This is a genomic window from Crinalium epipsammum PCC 9333 (genome assembly GCF_000317495.1).
GTDB classification, from domain to species: domain Bacteria; phylum Cyanobacteriota; class Cyanobacteriia; order Cyanobacteriales; family PCC-9333; genus Crinalium; species Crinalium epipsammum.
Window position 1 is genome coordinate 2300646 of sequence record NC_019753.1, and the last position, 21809, is coordinate 2322454.

At 40.6% G+C, this 21809-nt stretch carries 19 protein-coding genes and 2 pseudogenes; 11 read left to right on the plus strand and 10 right to left on the minus strand.

Going from position 1 to position 21809, the window contains the following annotated elements; all coding sequences use genetic code 11:
- The first annotated feature begins 221 nt into the window (after nucleotides 1–221).
- Both CRI9333_RS09860 and CRI9333_RS09865 read left to right on the plus strand, forming a co-directional pair.
- A complete protein-coding gene (locus tag CRI9333_RS09860; protein WP_015203020.1) occupies nucleotides 222–2666 on the plus strand; it encodes a hypothetical protein in 2445 nt (814 codons plus the stop codon).
- Between the two features lie 36 nt (nucleotides 2667–2702).
- Nucleotides 2703–3974, plus strand: coding sequence for an FGGY-family carbohydrate kinase (locus tag CRI9333_RS09865; RefSeq protein ID WP_015203021.1), 1272 nt, complete (start codon nucleotides 2703–2705; stop codon nucleotides 3972–3974).
- Between the two features lie 185 nt (nucleotides 3975–4159).
- On the opposite strand, the gene CRI9333_RS09870 is transcribed toward CRI9333_RS09865, so the two are convergent.
- The gene (locus CRI9333_RS09870) at nucleotides 4160–7285 is read right to left on the minus strand and encodes a UvrD-helicase domain-containing protein (RefSeq protein ID WP_015203022.1); all 3126 of its coding nucleotides are present in this window, start codon (nucleotides 7283–7285) and stop codon (nucleotides 4160–4162) included.
- A 324-nt stretch (nucleotides 7286–7609) separates the two neighbouring features.
- On the opposite strand from CRI9333_RS09870, the gene CRI9333_RS09875 reads away from it, so the two are divergent.
- Nucleotides 7610–8386 (plus strand): SIMPL domain-containing protein, encoded by a 777-nt coding sequence (locus CRI9333_RS09875; protein ID WP_015203023.1) that lies wholly within the window; start codon nucleotides 7610–7612, stop codon nucleotides 8384–8386.
- Nucleotides 8387–8565: 179 nt separating this feature from the next.
- Here CRI9333_RS09875 and hpf read toward each other — a convergent pair.
- Nucleotides 8566–8787, minus strand: a pseudogene (hpf, locus tag CRI9333_RS09880) (ribosome hibernation-promoting factor, HPF/YfiA family); the annotation flags it as partial.
- A 162-nt stretch (nucleotides 8788–8949) separates the two neighbouring features.
- On the opposite strand from hpf, the gene CRI9333_RS26700 reads away from it, so the two are divergent.
- Nucleotides 8950–9093 carry a hypothetical protein gene (locus CRI9333_RS26700; RefSeq protein ID WP_157462306.1) on the plus strand — a complete coding sequence of 48 codons (144 nt, stop codon included), beginning with the start codon at nucleotides 8950–8952 and terminating at the stop codon, nucleotides 9091–9093.
- A gap of 269 nt (nucleotides 9094–9362) precedes the next feature.
- Here the strand turns inward: CRI9333_RS26700 and ftsH2 are convergent, their stop codons facing one another.
- From ftsH2 to CRI9333_RS26705, 3 genes are all read right to left on the minus strand, one after another.
- Nucleotides 9363–11249, minus strand: a complete 1887-nt coding sequence (gene ftsH2 / locus CRI9333_RS09885; protein WP_015203025.1) for an ATP-dependent zinc metalloprotease FtsH2 — start codon at nucleotides 11247–11249, stop codon at nucleotides 9363–9365.
- A 781-nt stretch (nucleotides 11250–12030) separates the two neighbouring features.
- Nucleotides 12031–13287, minus strand: a complete 1257-nt coding sequence (petH, locus tag CRI9333_RS09890; protein WP_015203026.1) for a ferredoxin--NADP reductase — start codon at nucleotides 13285–13287, stop codon at nucleotides 12031–12033.
- A gap of 333 nt (nucleotides 13288–13620) precedes the next feature.
- Entirely contained in the window at nucleotides 13621–13788 is a 168-nt protein-coding gene (locus CRI9333_RS26705; protein WP_015203027.1) for a hypothetical protein, read from the minus strand.
- A gap of 86 nt (nucleotides 13789–13874) precedes the next feature.
- Between CRI9333_RS26705 and CRI9333_RS09895 the strand changes: the two are divergent.
- The 3 genes and pseudogenes from CRI9333_RS09895 to CRI9333_RS09905 form a co-directional block, all read left to right on the plus strand.
- Nucleotides 13875–14378 (plus strand): annotated as a pseudogene (locus CRI9333_RS09895) (phosphoribulokinase); the annotation flags it as partial.
- A 227-nt stretch (nucleotides 14379–14605) separates the two neighbouring features.
- A complete protein-coding gene (locus tag CRI9333_RS09900) occupies nucleotides 14606–14935 on the plus strand; it encodes a hypothetical protein (RefSeq protein ID WP_015203029.1) in 330 nt (109 codons plus the stop codon).
- Between the two features lie 87 nt (nucleotides 14936–15022).
- Complete coding sequence (locus CRI9333_RS09905; protein ID WP_015203030.1) at nucleotides 15023–15481, plus strand: PPC domain-containing protein; 459 nt, start codon at nucleotides 15023–15025, stop codon at nucleotides 15479–15481.
- Nucleotides 15482–15521: 40 nt separating this feature from the next.
- Here the strand turns inward: CRI9333_RS09905 and cobS are convergent, their stop codons facing one another.
- The gene (gene cobS, locus CRI9333_RS09910) at nucleotides 15522–16307 is read right to left on the minus strand and encodes an adenosylcobinamide-GDP ribazoletransferase (protein ID WP_015203031.1); all 786 of its coding nucleotides are present in this window, start codon (nucleotides 16305–16307) and stop codon (nucleotides 15522–15524) included.
- A 229-nt stretch (nucleotides 16308–16536) separates the two neighbouring features.
- Between cobS and CRI9333_RS09915 the strand changes: the two genes are divergently transcribed.
- The 3 genes from CRI9333_RS09915 to CRI9333_RS09925 all read left to right on the plus strand — a co-directional run bounded on the left by CRI9333_RS09915 (nucleotide 16537) and on the right by CRI9333_RS09925 (nucleotide 18497).
- On the plus strand, nucleotides 16537–16986 hold the full coding sequence (locus tag CRI9333_RS09915; RefSeq protein WP_015203032.1) for a hypothetical protein: 450 nt from the start codon (nucleotides 16537–16539) through the stop codon (nucleotides 16984–16986).
- Nucleotides 16987–17176: 190 nt separating this feature from the next.
- A complete protein-coding gene (gene tgt / locus CRI9333_RS09920; RefSeq protein ID WP_015203033.1) occupies nucleotides 17177–18313 on the plus strand; it encodes a tRNA guanosine(34) transglycosylase Tgt in 1137 nt (378 codons plus the stop codon).
- 46 nt (nucleotides 18314–18359) lie between these two features.
- Nucleotides 18360–18497, plus strand: a complete 138-nt coding sequence (locus CRI9333_RS09925) for a photosystem II reaction center protein K (protein WP_015203034.1) — start codon at nucleotides 18360–18362, stop codon at nucleotides 18495–18497.
- A gap of 200 nt (nucleotides 18498–18697) precedes the next feature.
- Here the strand turns inward: CRI9333_RS09925 and CRI9333_RS09930 are convergent, their stop codons facing one another.
- The 4 genes from CRI9333_RS09930 to psaM form a co-directional block, all read right to left on the minus strand.
- Complete coding sequence (locus CRI9333_RS09930; RefSeq protein ID WP_015203035.1) at nucleotides 18698–19255, minus strand: glutathione S-transferase family protein; 558 nt, start codon at nucleotides 19253–19255, stop codon at nucleotides 18698–18700.
- Between the two features lie 16 nt (nucleotides 19256–19271).
- Nucleotides 19272–19736 carry a hypothetical protein gene (locus CRI9333_RS09935; protein ID WP_015203036.1) on the minus strand — a complete coding sequence of 155 codons (465 nt, stop codon included), beginning with the start codon at nucleotides 19734–19736 and terminating at the stop codon, nucleotides 19272–19274.
- 342 nt (nucleotides 19737–20078) lie between these two features.
- The gene (locus CRI9333_RS09940) at nucleotides 20079–20471 is read right to left on the minus strand and encodes a slr1601 family putative cell division protein (protein WP_015203037.1); all 393 of its coding nucleotides are present in this window, start codon (nucleotides 20469–20471) and stop codon (nucleotides 20079–20081) included.
- A gap of 226 nt (nucleotides 20472–20697) precedes the next feature.
- Nucleotides 20698–20793, minus strand: a complete 96-nt coding sequence (gene psaM / locus CRI9333_RS25660) for a photosystem I reaction center subunit XII (RefSeq protein ID WP_015203038.1) — start codon at nucleotides 20791–20793, stop codon at nucleotides 20698–20700.
- Nucleotides 20794–21053: 260 nt separating this feature from the next.
- Between psaM and CRI9333_RS09945 the strand changes: the two genes are divergently transcribed.
- Nucleotides 21054–21809: a TerC family protein gene (locus tag CRI9333_RS09945; protein ID WP_015203039.1), complete on the plus strand. Its 756-nt coding sequence runs from the start codon at nucleotides 21054–21056 to the stop codon at nucleotides 21807–21809.

Consider the following 21809-nt stretch of genomic DNA (forward strand, 5'->3'; position numbering starts at 1 on the left):
ATAAAAAAGGCACAAGTTTAATCGTACTGTTACTTTCTGTAACACGGTCACTAGCTAGTTGTACGTAACTTTTAATACCATTTGCCAGGGTGTATTTATTTCTGAATCGTTACCAAATCGGTGTTAGTAATTGAGAATATGCTGATCAAGAATTAAGCTTTAACACAGAACGCGATCGCGCATCTTGAGGTCGCTGATGGGTCTTCTGGGGGAGTGATGTGATGTCATTGATTGTTGACAATAATCTTGAACACCTGCCATTAATCCTGGCTGGACCAATTTTGCGGCGTACAGAAGCCGATGCTGTGACTGTGTGGTTAGCGTTGAAACATCCTTGTCAAGTAACGCTCACAGTTTATGCTACCGAGGCAGGTACGGGTGAAGTTATAAGCGATTTGGTGCTAAAGGGCGATCGCAGCACTGTACAGTTAGGCAAATATCTACATATCGTTGCTGTTACAGCTACGCCGATAAATCAAAGGCAACTGCAACCAGGACAAATCTATGCGTACGATCTAGATTTTGGAGAAGGCGTGAGCGGAGGCACTCTGCTTCAAGCACTCAATTCTGAAAAATTTCTCACTGGAGTCATTATTAGCTATTTTGACCATCAATTACCCACCTTCGCTATGCCACCAGATGATTTAAATCATCTCAAAATTGTGCATGGTTCTTGTCGGAAAATACATGGAGGTGAATCTGATGCTCTATCTATATTAGATCCACTAATTGAAAAAAATGCCAGTATTCCTAATTCCAGACCTCAACAACTATTTTTAACAGGCGATCAAATTTACGGCGATGATGTTGCCGATCCATTGTTATCTGTACTTACAGAAGTTGGTAACACACTTTTAGGTTGGGAAGAAGATTTACCAATTGATGCTAATCAATATCAAAAATCTAGCAAATTCAAACCAGGTACGCGCAGTGATATTGCTAAAGATTATGGCGGTTTCACAGCAATGTTGCATAACCAACCAGAAAAAGCTAAAAGTCATCTTTTGAGCTTGGGTGAATATTATGCCATGTATTTATTTGCCTGGTCGCCAGTACTTTGGCAAGATAATTTTCCCAAAGGTAATACAGTAAAAACAAATCCCAAAGTAGCACAAAAATGGGATCAAGAAGTAAGTGCAATCCAAAATTTTGCTCGCGATTTACCTAAAGTTAGACGCGCTTTAGCTAATGTCTCTACTTATATGATTTGTGATGACCATGATATTAGTGATGATTGGTATCTAAATCTAGAGTGGTGTATGCGAGTATTAGGCAAACCATTAGGTAGGCGTGTAATACAAAATGGTTTGATGGCGTATGCTGTTTTTCAAGCTTGGGGTAACACGCCTGAACAATTCCAAAAAGGCAAAGTGGGATACCAATTTTTAGAAGCTGCTAAACAGTGGTCAATGTCGGCAGGTACAGACAAATTAGTACTAGAAAAAATTGCTAAATATCTAGGACTTCCCCCTATTGATATGAGAACTAATTTACCCAGCATTAAGGAAGACAGAGATGTTTTAATATTAGATCGTGCAGATAGTAATTCTCATCAAATTTTAGATTGGCATTATACAGTTAATAGTTTTAAACATGAAGTAATTGTATTAGATACCCGCACTTGGCGAGGTTATCCCAAAGATATAGAAAGTGGTAGCAAATTACCTACTCTCATCAGTCCTACCGCTTTTATTAAACAAATTAGGCAACCTTTACAGCGTAATAATAATTTAAACAAGGAAATTACTTTATTAGTTTTGCCAACTAATTTAGTTAGTTTAGGGATAATTCATTTTGTTCAACAACAAAATCTTAAGCAAGGTAAGGTTTTTGAAAATGATATAGGTGATGATTGGACGCTGAATAAGTTAGCTTTTAATCAGTTATTATCTGAAGTGTTTAAAGAACGCGATCGCGTCGTGATTCTCTCTGGTGATATTCACTATTCTGCTGCTGTCCTGATTAATTATTGGTTTTATCAACACTTAGGAAGTCTAGAGGTTAATCAAAAAGTAACTGAACAGTCAAGGGTACTTGTACAACTAACTGCTAGTTCCTTCAAAAATGCTGAATGGAAAACCTATTTAATTAATACAAAGGTTAAATCTCTATTACCAGAATTACCCCAAAACTGGGCTGGTTGGAATAAAACCCCGCAATTTTTTGAGATTCAATCTGTACACGATCGCCTGCGGATGGTTAAACTGGATATTCCAGACCAAGCACCGCTAATCAGACAAATTTATGGTACTTCGGGAAATGAAGAAATAAGTTGGAAAATTGCCGTTAAAAATAACCAGTTTTTACCAGATTGGCGATATAGCGTTGAGTGGATTAAAAGACAAAAATCCAAAAAGTTTGCTAATATCAGAATTTTTAAGAAACCTGTTAATTCAATTCGGGCTAAATTATTGATATTTTTATTAAACTTAGTCTCTTGGATTTGGCGAAATCGTTGGATACAAGAAGGCGATGAAGTGATAGGACATAATAACCTGGGCTTAGTTTCTTTTCAATGGTCAGAAAATGAGGATAATGCTAAGGCAGTAATTCAAGATATCTATTGGCAACCGCCTTGGAAACAAAATACTATTGTTTATAGTAGATATTTTGTGCGGTTAGATTTGGATGAACCACCACCAAATTTAAAGGTTATTTCCAAGTAGCGAAAGTACCTCTAGTTAATCAATTTTTTTAAGCTTATGGATTTATACCTTGGTATTGATTTTGGTACTTCCGGCGCACGTGCTATAATAATTGATACAGCAGGCGCTATCCAAGCTGAGGCGCAATATCCTTTTATACAGTCAAATACAGATTTAGCTGCAATTTGGCAAACAGCTTTATTTAACTTAATTGAGCAAATTTTCCCCGAAGTTAAAAGTAAAATTAAAGCTATAGCTATTAACGGTACTTCCTCCAGCGTTTTACTCTGCGATGCTGCTGGTAAACCTGTTGATACTCCCATCTTATATAACGATGCGCGGGGTGTAGCAGTAAGGGATAAATTAACAGAAATTGCACCACCAAACCATACAGTATTAAGCGTAACTTCTAGTCTTGCCAAACTTTTATGGTGGTGGAAATGTAGAGAGGTTATATATAATGCCTCTACATATTTTTTGCATCAAGCAGACTGGTTAGCTTTTCTATTACATGGCAAGCTAGGTATTAGTGATTATCATAATGCTTTAAAACTCGGTTACGATGTCGAAAATCTTTGCTATCCTTCTTGGTTAGAAAATCAACCTTTTAGTCACTTATTCCCTCAAGTTTTATCCCCAGGAACACCTATTAGTGAAATAACACCAGATATTGCTCGTCGGTTTAATTTACCTTCAGATTGTATTGTATGTACAGGCACTACTGATAGTATTGCTGCATTTATCGCTAGTGGTGCTAATTTTCCTGGTGAAGCTGTTACGTCGCTTGGTTCTACTTTAGTAATAAAACTGTTAAGTAATACCCGTATAGATGATGCTAGTTATGGGATTTATAGTCATCGTTTGGGAGACTTATGGTTAGTTGGTGGCGCTTCTAATACTGGTGGGGCAGTGTTGCGAGAATTTTTTACTGATACCGAGTTAGAAAATCTCAGTAAAGAAATTGATGCAAATAAGGAAAGTCCTCTGGATTATTATCCGTTATTAAAAGAGGGCGATCGCTTCCCCATTAATGACCCAAACTTACCCCCAAAACTAAAACCACGCCCCAATTCTCCTGTAGAATTCCTACATGGTTTACTCGAAAGTATTGCCCGTATTGAAGCATTAGGTTATCAAAGGTTACAACAACTAGGCGCTACCCAACTTACTCGCGTTTATACCGCAGGTGGTGGTGCAAAAAACCCAACTTGGACAAATATTCGCGCCCGTCATTTACAAGTACCTATCACCCCGCCACAACACACCGCCGCCGCATTCGGTACAGCTTTATTAGCATTGCGAAAAAGCCCTTGCAACTCCACCCTCTAACCACCTCAAAAAATTTCTTATTCCCTCCCCTTGATAAGGGGAGGGTTAGGGTGGGGTTCTAATTTACAAAACTTACGAAGAGATCCCCCTAAATCCCCCTTAATAAGGGGGACTTTGATTGAATTTCCCCCCTTTTTAAGGGGGGCTAGGGGGGATCTAGATTTCAGGCTTGCATAAGTCCTAATCTATTCCAAGCGTTGCAATTTACCAATCTTAGGATCAATAATTTTTTGACCAAGATTGGCAAATTTCACAGCTACAGAGACTTTCTTTTCCGTCCCAAAAACATGAGTAATTTCACCAACTCCAAAACTAGGATGGACAACCTGATCCCCTACTTGCCACTTTTGACTTGTTGCGTTGGAATCTTCGCTAGTAATATTACTTTTTGGCTGGCTAACTCTCCTGGGAACAGCAGCCGCAACATTACTAGACACAAACTCACTAGGTAATTCTTTCAAAAACTGAGAACGAATTGCTGGTTCGCGGGAACCCCAAAGGCGACGTTCACACGCATGACTCAAATATAGTCGTTCTTGGGCGCGAGTAATCCCCACATAACAAAGCCGTCGCTCTTCTTCTAACGCGACTGGATCGTTTAAACTACGAGTATGCGGCAATAACCCTTGCTCTAATCCTACTAAAAATACTATCGGAAACTCTAGTCCTTTAGCAGAATGTAGAGTCATCAGAGATATACGTGAATCTCCCTCTTTCAAATTATCCAAATCAGAAGATAAGGAAGCACTTTGGAGAAAAGTTTCTAATTTAGAATCTTCGTTCTCTTCTTCAAATTGCTGAACTGCATTATATAATTCCTGAATATTTTCCAGACGGTTATCAGCTTCATCAGTGCCTTGATTTTGCAAATCTTGGATATATCCAGAATCCTTCGTTACACCTTGAACAATATCCAAAGCTGAAAGCGTATCCAGTTGTTTTTGCCAGTGGCTAATTAACTCTACAAAACTGGTAATCTGTTTAGCAGCACGTCCAGCTAAAGTTTTAACAGATGTTTCATCTTGCAGAATTTCCCACAAAGGTACGCTTAATTCTTGGGAAACAGCAGCAACAGCATCAATACTAGCTTTACCAATCCCACGACGCGGAGTGTTAATTATCCGCAATAAACTAACTGTATCCGCAGGATTAACGATTACTCGCAAGTATGCGATCGCATCTTTAATTTCTTTGCGATCATAAAACTTTAACCCTCCAACTATCGTATATGGAATTCCACAACGTACTAGCGCATCTTCCATTGCACGAGACTGAGCATTTGTACGGTAAAGAATTGCAAAATCACCCCAATCAATCTCCGCATCCTTCCGTTTTAAACTGCGAACTTGATTAATTACAAATTCCGCTTCCGCTATCTCATCATCCGCCTTATAACAATAAATTTGCTCTCCAGCTTCCCGTGTTGGCTTAAGAATCTTATCAATACGCTGCGTATTATTTTCAATCAACTTATTAGCCGCTTGAAGAATATTTTCCCTAGAGCGATAATTTTCCTCTAATTTAATCATAGAGCGGGTATCATCATCCGGCAAACCGTCCCCAAAATCATCTTGGAATTCTAGTAAAACAGTATAATCTGCCCCACGAAAGCTATATATAGAATTATGAGTTAGCAGCCCATCAGTAAAATAAACATAGTGTTTATCTACCTTTAAACTATATACAGATCCCGTGTAATCTTCCTGCTGAATACTGCTGATTGTTTCCCAAATTAATTCTTTACTCTCCCTTTCTACAGCAATCATCATAATTCCAGACACGAGATTAGCTGCTTCTATATCTATCTGGCTGGCTGTTGGATTTCGCTTAAATGCAATTTCAGGCGTATAAATTGGATAATTTAAGTCTTTGCCATAGTGGGATAAGCAATCTTGGACTAACGCTAGTAAATCATCACTATTAACGTCACTACTTACTTCAAATGTAGTTTTAGGAATACCATATTCATTAGCAATTGCTGAAACTTTTTCCGCAGCACGATCTGCCTTATCTAAACTCGATAAAATCCAAGCAGCCTCCGCTTTTTCTTGTTTCGCAAGCTGCCATAATTCCAGCTTACCATTGCTAGTAAATAAAGGACAAGACCCAACGCGGTACAATTCTCCCCGCCGCATCAAATAAACTATATGATACTTATTATTTTCATGGCTAACCCATTTAATAGGCCAACGATGATTAGGGGTGCAACGAGTCTTTTTACCTCCAGCTTTAACTATCACTAGCTTGCCAGCAAAATCCCGTGTAGCTTTACCAAATTTTAACCCACCTTTCAAGCCAACAAAATCCGAAGTACTTCTGTTATAACTGACTAACCAATGTTGCTGAGGATTCAACTTTTCAATCGGTAAATATCCCTCACTGGTTAATACTTTGCTACCTGGAGGCTGACATTGATCTACATCTCCGACCACAAAAATAGATCTATTACTCCAATCCCAATTATTTTTATTAGTTTCTCCATTAGTGGATAATAATCTAATTATTTCATATTGAATTCTATTAGTATCTTGATATTCATCTACTAAAATATGATGAAATTTGCGATGCCAGTATTCTAATATATGCTCATTTTGTTGAAATAATTTCACAGGCACAAGAATCAAATCATCAAAATCTAAAGCATTATTTTCAGCTAATTTATTTTGATAAATACTGTAAACTTCAGCAATTATCCGACCACGATAATTAATTTCTGCTTGCTCAAATTCTTTGGGGGATAAACCTTGGTTTTTAGCGTTGCTGATGACAGAGCGAACAGCACGAGGTTCAAATTTTTTGTCATCCAAATTAAGTTGCTTGGTGACAATTTCTTTAATTAAGCTTTGAACGTCAGATTCATCAAATATAGAAAAATTCTTATTCCAACGTCGCCCTTTTTCGTCTTGATACTTCTCAATATCAAATCTGAGAATGCGACTAAATAAGCTGTGAAAAGTACCAATCCAAAGGTCTTTTATAAAAGAGTTGTAAACACGCGATCGCAATCTTGTTTGCTGCTCATTTGTCAATGCTTCCCAAGGTTTACCATATTGTTCCTCGGCTTGTTGTTGAGCAAACAACTTTTGAATTCTATCTTTCATCTCCCGCGCCGCCTTATTAGTAAAAGTCACGGCTAGGATATTTGCTGGATCAACGCGCTGCTTAAGAATCAAATTTGCAATACGATAAGTCAGCGCCCTGGTTTTACCGCTTCCTGCCCCAGCAACCACCAGCAAGGGGCCGCAAAAGTGTTCTACAGCACGACGTTGAGATAAGTTGAGATGGCTAAGGTAGTCAGTAGTTTGAGTCATAGCTAGATTAATGGAACACAATAGAAGCGATAACAGCCTTGATTTAAGAACAGTTATAGCTACGCTTAACCTAGTGTAGTGCTTTATACTATAGTCGGATTAATCTAGGTTCATTGTCAGAACTGAAAATTTTAACTTTTATAAATATTATTTGTGGAAATATGATGTAAATAAGTTACTTAATCATCGTAATTTTACGGAATTTTAAAATATATTTGATTAATGTTGCCCTGTTAAGCAATTGTTTCTAAAAACGTAACCGCTCAGATTGCTAACTTTTTCAGTGCAATACTAGGGACACGCTTAAAAGTGCTATTTCCTAATATGAATCAAATTGTCTCCTATAATTGGCGATCTTTGTTGCGCGATCGCTCAAAAAATTTGTTTTTATTTCTGAGTATAATTAGCTTAACCGCCTGCCAAGCAGCTTCTTCTCAGCAAAATCTCCCTGGTTTTCCCAATTCTGCCTCTAGAATAGTTACCGTTTCCGGTCGAGGACTTGTCCATATTCCTAAAACTATCTCCCAAGTGCGTTTAGGTGTAGAAATTCAAGGCAAAACCTCTACAGAAGTACAACAGCAGATAGCAAAACGCTCATCTGCGGTAGTAGAACTCCTGAAATCTCGTCAAGAAGTTGAAAAACTTGAGACTACTGGCATTAACCTGACACCTAATTACAGCTATAAAAATGGCAAGCAAAGTATTACCGGATATTCTGGCAATAACATTGTCAGCTTTCAAATAGAACCTAAAAAAACTGGAAATTTATTAGATCAAGCGGTCAAAGCTGGAGCTACTAAAATAAACAATGTTACCTTAGTAGCCTCGGACAGTAACATTGCAGATGCTCAAAAGCAAGCTATCCGTGAAGCCTCCGCAGATGCCAATAAACAAGCTGATGCCGCTTTGAGTGCCTTAGAGCTTAAACAGCGAGAAATTATCGGCATTCAAATCAATGGAGCTAATATGCCTCCACCAATGCAGCCTATGTCCCTACTTGATAATCAACACATGAAGTTAGCACAAGTAAATGCTACGACACCTATAGTCGCTGGTGAACAGCAGGTACAAGCTTTTGTCACCCTACAAATTAGATATTAAAAATAGGGAGAAGGGAGAAGTTTTTCTTTAGCATTCTTAAGCGATCGCTTTTCCTTTGGTGGCAATTTTAATCTGCTTCTTCCATCAAAGTGCTAAACATAAATTTACTTCTCCTCTCCACCCCCGCACTTATGCTTTCTTGTTGCTTATGCTTAGGCAATATTGGAATTTTCGGAAACCTCGCTACCTTCTTGAGCGCGGATTACTGAACCATTAGCGTAAAGAGTTACTTCAGCTATTTCCTTTGAGGTTATACGGGGATTACGTTCAACTGATAAATGCACATCTACTTCTGATGTTATATTCTGATAATGGCTTACTGCCTTTTCAATTTTTTGGTGTACATATTCACGAATAGAATCAGTAATTTCAATATTTTTGCCTTGAATCACAAGCTTCATATTTACAATCTCCCACTGAATATAGAGAGCGAAACCTAACGTTTATGCGAGTAAGAAAGTGCAACCACAATTATCATGTCACTTTCGTTCTTAGCCTTCAAGTGCTAGTTATTTGCTGCCGATTAAATTAGAACCTTTTCCCAAATTTTCGGGATATTAAGTGTGGATTTACTCACACTAAGGGTAGATATATTAACTTCCGTACTAACCAAACAAGAAGAGGAATTTAGTACCGAATATTCAGAAGTTAAACCAGTGTCTTCTACACCTAGTATCAAGTGCTATCCCAAGTTTGGGGGAACTTAAAGGTTTTTTCTCCTCAAGATTTAAGTTATAACTTCACAGTAGCACTTTGTATTCTAGAAAACTTACCTGTTTGATTTCTCTTTAAAATCCTTCGTATCCCTTAACATTTCTTTATTTTTAGCGGTTAATAAATTAACAACTACTAACTAGCTCCACATTAAAAAAATCTCCCCCTCCCCTTAGCAAGGGGAGGGGTAATACGTTTAATTAGAAGAAAAAAATAGAGGTCGAACAACGACCCCCATCTGTTAAGGAAAAACTATCAGTTACTAGATAGCAGGCACAAATTGCTCTTTTTCAGGTACATGAGTATACTCAGCAACAATTTGGCGGAACTCGTCACCATCAATTGTTTCCTTCTCAATTAACAGATCCACGAGGCGATCGATCACGGAACGATTTTCCCGAACCAAACGTAAAGCTTCGTCATAGCAATGCTCTACAATTGAGCGGACTTGACCATCAATCTGAGCCGCAATTTCCTCAGAATATTCAGAACGAGTCATCCAGTCGCGACCTAAAAACACTTCGCCCGACTGACTTTCTAAAGAAACTGGTCCTAAAGTAGACATTCCATAGCGAGTTACCATCTGCCGTGCTAAAGAAGTTACTTGTTGCAAGTCACCACCAGCACCTGTAGTTACTTCGGCATCTCCAAAGATCACTTGTTCGGCAGCACGTCCGCCTAAAGCGGCGCTAATCCTTGCTAATAACTGCCCTCTAGAGATTAATCCTTGCTCTTCCGAGGGAGTAAACCAAGTTAAACCCTGCGCTTGTCCGCGAGGAATTAGAGTAACTTTCTGCACTGGATCGTGATGTTTGAGCAGAGTGCCAATAATTCCATGACCGATTTCATGGTAAGCAATTAAACGCTTGCTCTTGCTATCTACCAACGGAGTGCCTTCCATACCAGCAACAACACGGTCTACCGCGTCGTTGATTTCTAACATGGTAATCGCTTCTTTGCGCCGTCTGGCTGTTAGAATAGCCGCCTCGTTGAGTAAGTTAGCGAGGTCTGCACCGCTAAAACCAGGAGTGCGACGTGCGATCGCTTCCAATGAAATTTCTGGTGCTAGTTTCTTATTACGAGCGTGGACATCCAGAATTTGCAAGCGTCCCTTGAGATCAGGGGTATCAACACTCACTTGTCTGTCAAATCTACCTGGACGTAACAACGCTGAATCTAAGACATCTGGACGGTTGGTAGCAGCAATAATAATAATCCCTGTATTGCCTTCAAACCCGTCCATTTCTGTGAGTAACTGGTTGAGGGTTTGTTCACGTTCATCATTCCCCCCACCAATACCAGCGCCCCGTTGCCTTCCTACTGCGTCGATTTCATCAATGAACACTAAGCAAGGTGCGTTTTCTTTCGCTTTTTTGAATAAATCTCGCACACGGGAAGCGCCCACACCTACAAACATTTCCACAAATTCTGAGCCGGAGATGCTGAAAAATGGTACACCTGCTTCTCCTGCGATCGCTTTAGCAAGTAAAGTTTTACCCGTACCTGGAGGCCCTACTAACAGCACACCTTTAGGAATTTTTGCTCCTACTGCGGTAAAGCGTTCTGGCTGTTTGAGGAAGGTAACGACTTCTTGGAGTTCTTCCTTAGCTTCTTCAATCCCCGCCACGTCATCGAATAACACACCTGTTTTAGCTTCCATCTGAAAACGGGCTTTTGATTTCCCGAAATTCATTGCTTGACCAGGGCCACCAGGTAGATTGTTAGAACGGCGGAACAGAAAAAATAAACCAGCAATCAACAAAACTGGAAATATTAAATTACCGAGTAAACCCCAGATAGCGCCTTCATTACGAATTGGGTGAGTATCGAAGCTAATATTTGCCTTTCTTAGCTGGGTCATCAGTTCAGGTGCGTTTCCAGGTAAATCTACGCGCAAATGCTGAACTCTGTTGTCTAAATCTGGATCAATCGCCTCAATAATTGCCGTCCGACCACCATCATAGAGATCAACACTTGTGACTCGTTTAGCATCTAAATACTCTAAAAAGCGACCATAAGTCATCCGAGTACTGGCAGTGTTCTTAGTCATCTCCCCTGTCGCCGGAGCAAATGCCCCTTGCCAGAAAAAGAACCCAATTACCACTGCTGGTAATGTCCAAAGTAATAATACTCTCCAAGAAAACTTCATTCAGGCTTGCCTCTATTTGACGGTCATATAACGCGGATTTTGCCCAAATAAGGGGCATTTATTTAACACAGATGATTCCAAAAGTCAAATAATTTTAAAATTGACTTTGACTGGCGAATTTTATTTTAGTTGGGGCAAAGCATATAAACCCTAAAAGAGTCGCTTGCACACTTACTTAATCAAATTTAACGTAATTTTCATAATCAAAGCAACTGATCATCAATTATCAATTACCAATGATCAATTATTAGTAAGAAATTTATTATCTCCCCTCCCTCCTCTGCCCCTCTGCCTCCTGCCAAAAAGCAATAGCGCGTTCTTATTCCCCAGTAAAATCGGAGATGAGAACGCGCTAATCGGATCAATCAATTAGTAGTAGAACTTAGGCAACTAAAGACCTATTGACACTCCCCCCTCAAGCTACGCGCTCGTCGGGAGATTCTTGCTTAATCGAAATTTGCTCTTTGATGCAAGCATCATTAAGTCTTACAGTTTCTCCACAAGCTTAAAATCCCGTATGCCCTACGGTATTTGAATGTTTTGTCTTCACTACTTGTCCCAATTATGTTGCTTGGTTTTCACAACTACAGGAGGTTTGCTTGACTGATAACCACTTTACCACAAAACCCTGTCAGCGATTCATCTCACCACAAAACTTAGTTGTGGTGGGAGTCAAGAGCGCGGTTGAAGGATAGACATCTTTAGAAATTCAAGGTACGTTGGCGCTTAATCCTCGTAGAGACGTGCCATGACACGGATCTACATTCATTTATGGAGATGTCTAATAGGTTTCTACGTGCCAACGACCTTCCCTCTTCGCTTGTCTTTGGTACTCTGACCAAGTAACACCATCTTTGGCAGCAGCAACAGTAAGTGCTTGATCAATACCGCCTTCCATACCCTTCAAACCACAGATATAGGTGTGGGTATTTTGTTGCTGAATCATCTTCCAAAGTTCGTCAGCGTGTTCAGCTACGCGGTCTTGGATATACATCCTGCCACCTTCAGGGTTTTTCTGCTCACGGCTAATCGCGTAAGTCAAGCGGAGGTTGTCAGGGTACTGTTCTTGCAGTTCTTCTAACTCATTCTTGTACAGGATATTCGGGCTTGTAGGAATACCAAAGATTAGCCAAGCCAAACCCTTAAACTGATAATCTGGGTTAGCTTTTCTTTCATTTTCCTTGAACATCCGCCACAAGTAAGCTCGGAATGGTGCAATACCAGTTCCTGTCGCCAACATAATCACATTGGCATTAGGATCTTCTGGTAATAACATCTCCTTACCAGTAGGGCCAGTGATTTTTAAATCATCCCCAGGTTTGAGATTACACAGGAAGGTTGAGCAAACGCCATAAACCATTTCACCTGTCTCAGGATGCTTGTATTCAAGTTGCCTAACACAGAGAGATACGGTTTTGTCATCAACGGCATCACCGTGACGAGTCGAAGCGATAGAATATAGCCTCAATTTATGAGGTTTATCTTTTTTGTCAGTTCCTGGTGGAATAATACCAATACTCTGACCTTCCAGATAGCGCAAATCTCCACCCGAAATGTCGAAAATCAAGTGACGGACTGTCCCGATACCACCTTCGCCAACAAGTTCTTCATTAGAGAGACACTTGCCAATATAAGGCGAATTTGGGCGGTAGATATTAACTGGAACATCAGATTCAGCCTTTTTAGCTTTAGGCTTAGTTTCTGTTACTGGCTGTACGGATTCTGTCTGAGTCATAGGCTTGCTCTCTTCTCCTGAGTGCTTGCTCTGTGGTTCAGTTCCAGGTGTAGTGCCATTTCCTTCATTGTCAGCCGTTAAAGGTCGAATGCTGACAATTTTGCCGCCCAAGCGGGTGATTCGTTGCATTTCTTGGTTCATACGACTGTAGGGTACAGTGATAAACACACTGCCACTACGACGAATCGGGTAGTTAGTTTTGTCAGTGTTTTCGTTCTGACGCAAACCTTCTACTTCATAGATAAACATACGGCTACCAGAGACTGTGTTGGCAGCATCGCCAGCTACGCTTGAGTTATACATTCCTAATTAATCATCTCCAAACCGAATTCAACACGTTATAGAAACGTGACATTTTTAAGGATATGCCAGCCCGAATATCGGGTTCCAGTTCATTTAGATCTGAATTTTTACTCAGCGTAGCATCTCAAGCCTATGCTTACTCATCTCAGACAGCACCAAATGGCAAATTCTACACCTGTTACGTTTTAACCCTAGCGAATGATTTACTCAGAGAATGTCAAGAATGAGCAATTTAATCCCTTAGCAGTTAGCAGAATTCTGACTTCTATTTAATTTTTTTTTTCAAAAAGGCGCTACTCACCTTAGCATAAGTACTGAGCAAGATGAGTCCAATTACATTCCGCCTTGTAGGGGAGATCCCGTTCTGGTAAAATCCACTGTAGAAGCTAGGATTAAATACTTACTAGAAAATTGCTTGAGTTTTCCCGACCAAGCAGTAGCACCGCTTATTGCTTGCAAAGACAGTACTTGTGTTTTCAGGCGATGTGGGATGCGCTGCATGATCAACGGACGGGGTGATCTCGAGGCTAAGGATTTAGCTTGCTTAAAATTTATTTTGAGAAAAAGATTTGCGTTAGAGGGAAGCTATGACCAGTCAGCTGGATCGTGTGGTTATCATTGGCGTTGCCGGAGATTCCGGCTGCGGTAAGTCTACTTTTTTGCGTCGAATCACAGATTTGTTTGGTGAAGATTTTGTGACAGTAATCTGTCTAGACGATTACCACTCTCTAGACAGAAAGCAACGTAAAGAAACTGGCATTACTGCCCTTGATCCTAGAGCTAATAACTTTGATTTGATGTACGAGCAAATCAAAGCTCTCAAAAGTGGTCAAGTAATCGACAAGCCTATTTACAATCACGAAACCGGAGCAATTGACCCACCGGAGAAAGTAGAGCCTAACCACGTCGTTGTAATTGAAGGGCTTCACCCCTTGTATGATGAACGGGTGCGATCGCTCATTGACTTCAGTGTTTATCTAGATATCAGTGATGAAGTCAAGATTTCTTGGAAGATTCAACGGGATATGGCAGAACGCGGTCACCGCTATGAAGATGTGATTGCTGCTATTAATGCTCGTCGTCCCGACTTTACTATGCGGGCAGCTTATGAACGCTTGACATCTAAGCAAGCTAGAGAGACAGCTAAGGCATTGTAGAGGCGCATCGCTTATTGAAGTTAGTTGATCGTCCAGGGTTAACCATATCCCTCTAATAACTTAAAACGCGAGAGCTAGTTTTAGCTTCTCGCGTTTTAAGTTATTGCGCTATGAATAGTGTATAAAACAAGATGCCAGCAAAATTTGTCTTGGGAGCAACTATGAAAGTTTGGATAGCTAGCTTTGTGGTGCTGTTTGCGATCGCAGAATTCTATCAGTGGCTCAAGCACTTTATGTTGCCATTACCAATATATATTTTAGGCGGAGCATTTTTGGCGATCGCATCCAACTATGATCGCAAAGCAGGATTTCCCTTCCTCAAGTCAGATGAGCAACAAACAGCTATTCAAGACCCCATCGACCTAACATCAGGTATGCCTGCTGTCAATTCTTCTACTAATCCCCAAATTAGCCAATCTAATTTCAATCCAGCGTCTCTACAGTCTCGCCCTATTTCTTTTACAATTCGTAAAGATAACTCACCGTCTTAACAATCAGAAAATTCGGAACAATTACCAATTGTTTCCAGATTTATCCAAATTATATAACACTGTTTAAGTTTACTCACAAAATACTTTATGACACACCGTTTTGCCCGGATATTTCGCCCTGTATTAATAATTGCTGCCACCTTAACGGCGATAGAACTAACTGCTCTGTCAGCTAATGCCCAAAAACCAGTTGTATATCAACCATTAACTTTACCTGCCAGTAACGAAGCTAACGACACACTTACAGAAAAGGATATACCCCTGGGCGATGGTGGTTTCGCCCGTGACTATCGGGTGAAATTGAAAGCAGGTGATCAAGTAGCAATTGATCTGACATCAGATAATTTCGACACAATTGTGACTTTGTTGGGGGCTGACGGTTCAACAATTGGACAAAATGATGATGGTCCTGATGGTAGTAACAACTCCCTGCTTTTTGCCCGAATTAAGGGGACAGGCGAGTATATTATTCGTGTTCGTTCCTTTGGAGAAACAGGCGGTGGTGCTTTTAAGCTAAAAATTACGCCATTACAACCTGTTAAGTAAATTCTCCGAAATCAGGGCAGAGGGGCAGAGGAGGCTAATATTAAGCCTGATTAAGGATAGTGAAAAAACACAAAATAAATGCTTCTGTCCACTCTACAACCGCGCCATAAGTATCGCCAGTGTGACCGCCTAGTTGCCAGTTAAACCAAGCGCCAGTAAGTAATGCGATCGCACATCCCGCGATCAACATCGCGACTAGAACAGGTAAAAATTGAGCATTCCAAAAGAACTCTAACCCACTTAAAGCGCCGATTAATATTAATCCTAGTAATAAGTCTTGAGGTACGCGGATCGCTGCTTTATGAAATGCGCCTTTACCAGTAGCTTTGAGATAAGGATAATATGCGATCGCTACTACCTGTCCCCAGCGTCCCCATATTGCTGCTGCCATCAAAGCCAAAGTACGATGATGATTTAATTCACTTAGAGCAACAGTTTTTAATAACAATAGCGCGATCGCAGCCATTGCCCCAAAAGCACCAGTAGCACTATCCGACATAACTTGTAACCGTCGCTGCCGATCTTGTACTGCCAAACCATCAGCAGTATCCATCACCCCATCTAAATGTAAACCGCCAGTTAAACCAATCCAACCAACAACTACCAAAGCTGATCTAGTTAGCACAGGCATACCTAGATTGTCAAGTGTGAAATCACCTAGACTTAAAACACTACCAATTAATAGCCCAACGGCGGGTGCTAAACGCCCAACACCCTCAAAATCCAATGCCCAAGTGTACGGCACAGGTAAACAGGTATAAAAAGCTACGGCAGCGGCTATAGAATTGATAAACTTACGCACCCATAAAATCAATATTTGATACATATATCAGGTACTACCGGATTTCCCGTAATAAATTCAGTAGATTACCGCAGGAATACGCAATAAGTCTTAGGCTAATATTGACTCGTATATTAAATCATTTGCTGTTTTTCCAAATATCTCCTGGGTGTGTTTTACCAGCTAGTCCGAACTAGGACAGCCTGTTTCCTGAAATTTCCACCCAATTTCTAGGCAATGGCAAGCTTATTTCAACCAAAGGCTGTTTTTTTCTATGAGTCACGACCAATCCTTACCTCGATTCGCAGCACCCTGTATCATTGACACAGGCATAGTTGTCAATAAGCAAGATATCCGGCGCTTGCTCAGTGATTTAAATCGCGTTCGCTACATCCATACCTTTGACGGTCAAATGCAGAGTCAAGGAGAAGGATGTGTTCTAGAGGCATTCGCTGACCCCCAGCGAGCTACACTAATTGCTAATCATGCTCTTTATCTTAATGTCGAGAGTTTTGATTATCTGCAATTAACTCAGGTTTCGGAGTCTGAAAACTACTTCGATCTGATTCAGGATAATCGTCAATTACGTTTAATTCCCATATCGAATCCCTTACAAGAGCAAGCTACACCTGTTTTAAATGCTGCTGCTTTAGAAGCGATGGTTGCTCAAGTACTTTCCGCTAAGTGGGATGTTCAGATTGATGAGAGCGACTTTTCCTTTTAAATAATTAACAGGGAAGTTTTGAAAAGGTTTGCCTGAAAATATTGGCTGCCTAAAAATCGCTCTTGAAGTTTTGAGTTGCTACCTGTTGTCAGCAGCTAATTTAATGATGAGTGAAATTTCCTGTGAAGTAGGCTCAAGCTGAAGCTACACTTAATATTTCTCACATCTAATAGTTAATCTTGAATCTATCTTGAGTGCTAATTTTTCTTTTCAACGTCAAGCATCCTGTAGTCATACGCAGGCAAGGGCTGGTGTATTTGTAACCCCTCATGGGATAGTTGAAACCCCTCGCTTCATGCCAGTGGGTACTTTAGCCACTGTGAAAACTTTGACCTCAGCGCACCTAGAGGAGGCTGAGGCGCAGATGGTTTTGGCTAATACTTACCACCTACATCTACAACCAGGAGAAGACATCGTAGCGGGTGCTGGCGGGTTACATCGGTTTATGAATTGGAAAGGTCCGATGCTGACAGATTCGGGTGGATTTCAGGTATTTAGCTTGAGCAAAATACGCACCATTACTGAAGCAGGCGTAACTTTTCGCTCCCCCCGTGATGGCAGAATAATTAATATGACCCCAGAGCTTTCAATTCAGATTCAAAATACTCTGGGGGCAGATGTAATTATGGCTTTTGATGAGTGTCCCCCCTACCCTGCTGAACGCGAGGAGGTGGTGAGGGCAACAGATCGCACCTATAGGTGGCTGGAACGCTGTATAAAAGCTCACCAACGACCACAGGATCAAGCTTTATTTGGTATTGTCCAGGGTGGGGTTTTCTTAGATTTACGCCGTGCTGCGGCTGAAAAATTAGCTACGTTAGATTTACCTGGTTATGCCATTGGTGGGGTAAGTGTGGGTGAACCCGCAGAATTTATTCACCAGATTGTCAAAGCTACCGCGCCGTTGCTACCAGAGGATAAACCCCGTTACCTGATGGGGGTAGGAACGTATAGAGAAATGGCGATCGCGATCGCATCTGGAATAGATTTATTTGACTGTGTGATTCCTACACGATTGGGGCGACATGGTGCTGTGTTGGTACAAGGTGAGCGATGGAATTTAAAAAATGCTCGATTTCGCAGGGATTATACTCAACTTGATGAGACTTGCCCTTGTTATACCTGCCAAAATTTCAGCCGTGCTTATTTAAGTCATTTAATGCGATCGGGAGAAGTTTTAGGTTATACCTTACTGTCTTTGCATAACGTTACAGAATTAATTCGTTTTACCAAGCGTATTCGGGAGGCAATTTTAAGCGATCGCTTTACTACAGAATTTGCCCAGTGGCTTGATTCTCCACCTCCACAAGCAGCAGAGCCATGTTAAGATACTTCTCAATTCTGAAAACTGTGTTGGAAAAAAGGATTAGAACATGGAAGCCGCGATGCTATTGGCGAAACTGCCTGAAGCTTACGCTATTTTTGACCCTCTCGTAGACGTTCTCCCGGTCATCCCCGTATTTTTCCTGCTACTAGCTTTCGTTTGGCAGGCTGCGGTCGGATTTCGCTAAATCTAAAACTTCAATTTTGATAAATGGCACTAATTATCGGTGCCATTTTTTTATTAATTGTTATTTTTAAAATTATCAAGGAACTATCAATATAATTAAACCTAAAACAAAACACTCCTCCCCGTTTATGGAGAGCAGTGTTTTAGTGGAGTTATTTTGGATGTTTTATAAAGTTTTTCTACTTAATAACAGCAGCTAAATTAACTGCGTGCTGACATCACTTTTTGGAATGCTGGTCGCTGTGTAATGCGCTTAATATATTCCACTACAGCAGGATAGGCACTTAAATCAAGCTTTAGCATCATTGGGATATAAGCTAACATTGACCCAACGGCAACATCACCAACAGTAAAATCTTCACCCAGCAAGAATGGTTGCTTTTCAAAGATTTGATTTAATGGTGTCAGTAATTTTGGTGTCTCTTTTTCACGAGTTGCTTCTACAAAAATTCCTGGTCCCAAAGTAGCATTAGCAAACAGCACCCATTGAATAAGTTCAGCTTGTTGCTCTAAAGATGGGGAAATATTGCCATATTTTTGAGCTACATATAACAATATTGCCCCTGATTCCCAAAGTTTGAAATCTCCATCAACAATTGCGGGTACTTTTCCTGTTGGGTTAATCGCCAGGTATTCTGGTTTTTGGTGTTCTCCAGCCTGCATATCTAGCAGGACAAATTCATAGGGAACACTCAATTCTTCTAGATACCACTGGACAATTGATGCTCGACTACGAGCGCCACCATAGAGCTTTAACATACTGTGTTATTTACTATTACAAAACTTGATGGGTGTAAGCGTGTTGTTTAACGTTGTCATCTTTGCTCACAACGCGGCTGGCATTCAGCACTCGCTTGCGTTCTAAGGAGTAGTTGAAGTCAGTGTGTGTAGTCCCCAAGGGAATAGAAGATTGAGCCTGTGGACGACGCTTATAGGTACGAACGGCGGCAACTGCACGTAAGGCAAACTCATCACCAAACTGAGCTTCGGCTGGAAATGATGCTGGCATTTGCAGTGTATCACCAGCAAAAACTTCGCCTAATGTAGTAGCATAAGCCATTTCGTAAGAGGTAGGAATGCCTTTGATCAATGCTTCTAGTGCAGCAGAAGGTATTGGCTCAATAATTTTAACTTCATGCACATCTCCATCTTCTTTGTAAAAGCAGGTAGCTAAACCTAAAACTAAGTAATCATCTGCTGAAATATCAGGTGCATTAGGAAACAACGTTGGAGTTGTCATAGGAATACTCGGTATGTGGGAAACTCAGTAGCTTTAGCTTAACCCTACTATAGGGTAGGTGTAAGTCCTATGATGCGATCGCGCTTCTACAAGCTTTGCAGTTTCTAGCTTCATGCTAACTAGCAAATCTTAGTAGTAGGTTGAACCAACTATCTATTAAAGCCAGTAATCCCCTGAATTATTAATTATTTTTATAGACGAGCGAAAACAATAAATTGTCTTCGTTTCTAGAAGCGGCAACTTTTTGCTTGATATTGTAAGTAATACTTACAGCTAATAGGCGCTATATTATAGCATTGCTAGCAGTTTATTGAAAGCAAAATGAATTAAGCCTTTCTCAGATTAGTCACGAACCAAATCTTTATCTAGCAAGATTACCCGACGTTGAGTAGGAGCAACGCGATTGCTTTGCTCTTGCATTACAACTTGAGATTGTTCAGGGTCAAAGTGGCGATTAAAGGTGCTGCTTAAGCGAGTAACACGCTTTTCGCTACGAGAAACTTCTTTTTTGAGGTCTTGCAGTTTTGTCTGTTGAGACAATTGATAAGGCAAAAGCTGTACAAGTCCAGAAACAGCCGCAGATGAAATCACAATATTAGCGAACAACTTAGCTGTGGTTTCACCACTGACCGCCCGATAAGGTTGACGGTTAGCAGTTGGCGATGCCCGCCGAACCCGACGACGGGCTACAGTAGGTTGTTGTAGTGGATGGTATGAAGGTTGAATTGCGTTCATAAATGTTAGAATACCGCGCTCAACAGCAAGTTAGTCAAGGGGCAATCCCCCCTAATTACCCTTGTTAATATAAGCAGTTACGTTACAAAAAGCTACTGTTATGGTTAGAAACTCAGAGGCAAGAGTTAAGACAATCATAATAGTCATGTCGGATTATCTCGCCTCTAAGTTTGGAAGGAGCGATCGCACCTGCTGTGCAGATGCTCAGTAAATCGCGGATATCGGCTTATTTGTAAAGCTCTGTGGCTAGTCGGAATGCTAAGATTCCTGGAATTAAGGCAACAACTAAAGCTACATAAACTTGGGTATCTGATATAGACATTGTTTTGCTTCCTCTTGAGTTTGGTGAGTATATATTTCAACAATTTGGGGTAAATTTACCCTTGTTAAACAATTTTGTAACAAGATGCAACACAGGTACATACCAATTTAACCCCAGGTGGGGAATTTATTGGTATGAGTTTTAACCATAAATTTACACTGAAAGGGTAAGCTTGGTTAAAGTAGCAAGCATTTTTATTTTTTTGAGATAATTGCTATTTGCTTTTAGTTAGCATTTGTTGCGTGTTGAATAAATAGTTAATGCTAGACCAGATCCTGAACTCTCCTTACCATGCAAGCATAGAAGCCACCTTTGTACTGGTGATCCTCATAGCCCTAGAAGCGGTGCTGTCAGCAGATAATGCGATCGCACTGGCTGCCATTGCCCAAGGACTAGAAGACGGTGAACAACGGCGACGCGCTCTCAATTTAGGCTTGGTAGTTGCCTATATTCTCCGAATGACCCTGATTCTTACAGCTACCTGGGTAGTTCAGTATTGGCAATTTGAGTTGCTTGGTGCAGCTTATCTACTGTGGTTAGTATTTCAGTACTTTACCGACTATGCAGGGGAAGACAATGAGCATCATGGACCCAGGTTTACTTCCTTCTGGCAAGCAATACCTATCATCGCTGTGACGGATTTGGCATTTTCGTTGGATAGTGTTACAACTGCGATCGCTATTTCTCAAGAAACTTGGCTGGTACTTGCAGGTGGCACGATTGGTGTAATTACTCTGCGATTTATGGCAGGATTATTTATTCGCTGGTTAGATGAATATGTTCATCTTGAAGATGCTGGCTATGTGACTGTTGGCTTCGTCGGCTTGCGACTGCTACTCAGAGCAATTCAACCAGATTTAGTACCTCCAGAATGGGTAATGATTACTTTGATTGCCCTAGTTTTCGCTTGGGGGTTTTCTCAGCGCACTGCCGAAACTTCCTTGGAAAATATTCAAACTGAGGTGGAAGTTCAGGAAAACGAAGATACAAAAGCGCGTCAACCCGAAGAAGTTTAA